We start from the raw sequence: 2500 nt of genomic DNA, 5'->3' as shown, positions 1-2500 counted from the left end.
CTAGGCAAAGTGGTACCGTAACTTCGGGAGAAGGTACGCCACCGATGGTGAAGGGCTTGCCCCGTAAGCTGTTGGTGGCCGCAGTGAAAAGGCCCCTGCAACTGTTTATTAAAAACACAGCACTCTGCAAACGCGTAAGCGGACGTATAGGGTGTGACGCCTGCCCGGTGCCGGAAGGTTAATTGATGGGGTTAGCTTCGGCGAAGCTCTTGATCGAAGCCCCGGTAAACGGCGGCCGTAACTATAACGGTCCTAAGGTAGCGAAATTCCTTGTCGGGTAAGTTCCGACCTGCACGAATGGCGTAATGATGGGGGCACTGTCTCCACCCGAGACTCAGTGAAATCGAAATCGCAGTGAAGATGCTGTGTACCCGCGGCTAGACGGAAAGACCCCGTGAACCTTTACTACAGCTTCACAGTGGACTTTGAGCCTGCTTGTGTAGGATAGCTGGGAGACGTTGAAGCAGTGACGCCAGTCATTGTGGAGTCGACCTTGAAATACCAGCCTGGCATGTTTGAGGTTCTAACCCAGGCCCGTTATCCGGGTCGGGGACATTGTGTGGTGGGTAGTTTGACTGGGGCGGTCTCCTCCCAAAGAGTAACGGAGGAGCACAAAGGTACCCTCAGCACGGTCGGACATCGTGCAATGAGCGTAAAGGTAGAAGGGTGCTTGACTGCGAGACCTACAAGTCGAGCAGGTGCGAAAGCAGGTCTTAGTGATCCGGTGGTTCTGTATGGAAGGGCCATCGCTCAACGGATAAAAGGTACTCCGGGGATAACAGGCTGATACCGCCCAAGAGTTCATATCGACGGCGGTGTTTGGCACCTCGATGTCGGCTCATCTCATCCTGGGGCTGAAGCCGGTCCCAAGGGTATGGCTGTTCGCCATTTAAAGAGGTACGCGAGCTGGGTTTAGAACGTCGTGAGACAGTTCGGTCCCTATCTGCCGTGGGCGTTAGAGATTTGAGAGGAGCTGCTCCTAGTACGAGAGGACCGGAGTGGACGAACCTCTGGTGTTCCGGTTGTCACGCCAGTGGCATTGCCGGGTAGCTACGTTCGGACGGGATAACCGCTGAAAGCATCTAAGCGGGAAGCCTCCCTCAAGATGAGATCTCTCTGGGAACTTGATTCCCCTAAAGGGCCGTTGAAGACCACAACGTTGATAGGCGGGGTGTGGAAGCTGCCGTAAGGCGTGAAGCTAACCCGTACTAATTGCCCGTGAGGCTTGACCATATAACGCCAAAGCAGTTGAACTGCACCTGATAGAATGAGTGTTGGATAAACGCTCTGACGCTGGACGACTCAGTTTCTCAGAATACTTTGCTGGCTTAGCCAGTGAGGTAAACAGATTTGGAGACCTGCCAAGGCAGATCCCCAAGCCGGTTTGCCTGACGACTATAGCGAGTGGGAACCACCTGATCCCTTGCCGAACTCAGAAGTGAAACCGCTCAGCGCCGATGGTAGTGTGGGGCTTCCCCATGTGAGAGTAGGTCATCGTCAGGCTCTTAAATATAAAAAGACCCCTTAGTGCTCGTCGCTAAGGGGTTTTTTTATATTTAGGATACGATGAGCTCCTGTCCCTACTTTTGGGCCCATGTGTACCCGAGGGGTAAGCGTCCGGCGAACCCATCTTGTCAGGCGTAGGTCGGCGTCCAGTTATGCGGCAGAAGTTCGTCGATGGCGCTGCTCTTCTGCGTCGGAAGGCGTGTCAGCACATCCTTCAGATACGCATAGGGATCGTGGCCGTTCAGCCTCGCCGACTGGATCAGGCTCATGACAGCAGCGGCGCGCTGGCCACTGCGCAGTGAGCCCGCGAACAGCCAGTTGTTGCGCCCCAGCGCCCACGGTCGGATCTGGTTTTCCACCCGGTTGTTGTCGATTGGCACCGCCCCGTCATCCAGGTAACGCGTCAGCGCCGCCCAGCGTTTCAGGCTGTAGTCCAGGGCTTTGGCCGTGCCCGAGCCGTCCGGCACTTTTTGCCGTTGCGCGATCATCCATTGGTGCAGGGTACCGGCGATGGGCCGGGCTTTTTCGTGTCTTAGCCGCTGCCGGTCTTTATCGGGCAGATCCTTGAGTTCCCGCTCGATGCCGTACAGCGCACCGATGGACTCCAACGCCTGGGCGGCCAGTTCGCTCTTGTTGGCGACGTGCAGGTCGTGGAACTTGCGCCGGGCGTGCGCCAGGCAGCCGATCTCAGTGATGCCGGCACCGAAGCCCGCCTTGTACCCGGCGTAGTCGTCGCACACCAGCTTGCCGTGCCAGTCGCCCAGGAAGGCGCGGGCGTGTTCACCCGCCCGGCTGGGCGCGAAGTCGTAGACGGTCGCCTTCAGGTCCGCGAACGCCGTGCTGCAGTAGGCCCACACGTAGGCCCGATGGGTTTTCTTCTTGCCCGGTGCCAGCATCGCTACCGGCGTTTCATCCGCGTGCAGCACCGGCTGGGCTAGCAACTGGGCTCTGAGCGCATCCACCAGTGGCTGCAACCGTACCCCGCAGGTGCCCA

At 57.9% G+C, this 2500-nt stretch carries 1 protein-coding gene and 2 rRNA genes (1 of these 3 cut by a window edge); 2 read left to right on the top strand and 1 reads right to left on the bottom strand.

The genetic code is table 11. The features are described from left to right. Positions 1-1233, top strand: a 23S ribosomal RNA gene (locus E0L37_RS21105); it begins 1656 nt to the left of the window's first position. A 154-nt stretch (positions 1234-1387) separates the two neighbouring features. Beyond that, positions 1388-1503 (top strand): 5S ribosomal RNA (gene rrf, locus E0L37_RS21100). 131 nt (positions 1504-1634) lie between these two features. Here rrf and E0L37_RS21095 read toward each other — a convergent pair. Then, positions 1635-2500: IS66 family transposase (locus tag E0L37_RS21095; RefSeq protein WP_133493611.1), on the bottom strand; the 866-nt coding region annotated here is incomplete at its 5' end.

It is taken from the genome of Alcanivorax sp. 24 (assembly GCF_004360225.1).
Taxonomy (GTDB): domain Bacteria; phylum Pseudomonadota; class Gammaproteobacteria; order Pseudomonadales; family Alcanivoracaceae; genus Alloalcanivorax; species Alloalcanivorax xiamenensis.
This window is presented reverse-complemented; position numbering and strand designations above follow the sequence as displayed.